1 pseudogene is annotated in these 313 nt (G+C 49.5%); it reads left to right on the plus strand.

Annotation, left to right across the window (positions count from 1 at the left end):
* Window positions 1-313 (plus strand): annotated as a pseudogene (locus SB773_RS30855) (Gfo/Idh/MocA family protein); the annotation flags it as partial.

Genomic DNA, 313 nt, shown 5'->3' on the forward strand with positions numbered 1-313 from the left:
GCAGTGTTCATTTTTCGGGGATGACTGCGTGGTCGCGTGAAAGCGAGCGGGTGGTGGTCACTTTTGATCACGGATTTGCCAGCGCCGAAGAGGTCACCACGTTAGCAGTTCATCATTCCCCATCGACAACAGAAAAGACATGGCAATTTCTTGGAGAGCAGGATTATGTCTATACTCCGTCGGCGTCTGCCATGTCAGGAGCATACAGAGATCTTTATTTAAGAGGATTTGTCGGGGAGATGGCTCATTTTATGGAGTGCTGCAAAAATGGTCAAACGCCTGTATCCAGCGCCGAGGATAATATCGGGACGAT

The organism is Bacillus sp. SIMBA_074 (assembly GCF_046534555.1).
Classification (GTDB): domain Bacteria; phylum Bacillota; class Bacilli; order Bacillales; family Bacillaceae_G; genus Bacillus_A; species Bacillus_A mycoides.